The organism is Oceanobacillus alkalisoli, assembly GCF_021556485.1.
GTDB lineage: Bacteria > Bacillota > Bacilli > Bacillales > Amphibacillaceae > Oceanobacillus > Oceanobacillus alkalisoli.
The window spans coordinates 1-255 of record NZ_JAKGBW010000124.1; the positions used below are offsets into that span (position 1 = coordinate 1).

Below are 255 nucleotides of genomic sequence, written 5' to 3' on the forward strand. Positions count from 1 at the left end.
TTGTCCAGCGGGGCATTTAGCTACCGGGAAACGATCCGTAAAAAGGAAAGATCGAAATTCCGAAGTTCAGTATCGATTTGACATCGAAAAGTGTAAGGTCTGCCCATTGCGCGATGGATGTTACAAAGAAGGTGCTAAGTCAAAAACATACACCGTGACCTTGAAGTCTACGGAGCATAGGGATCAAAAAGCATTCCAAGAAACAGAAGTGTTCCAAGAATTAGCTCGGGATCGTTATATGATTGAAGCGAAAAA

At 42.7% G+C, this 255-nt stretch carries 1 protein-coding gene; it reads left to right on the forward strand.

Going from position 1 to position 255, the window contains the following annotated elements:
- A partial coding sequence (locus LZD48_RS18645) for a transposase (protein WP_235764159.1) occupies positions 1-255 on the forward strand: 255 nt, incomplete at both ends.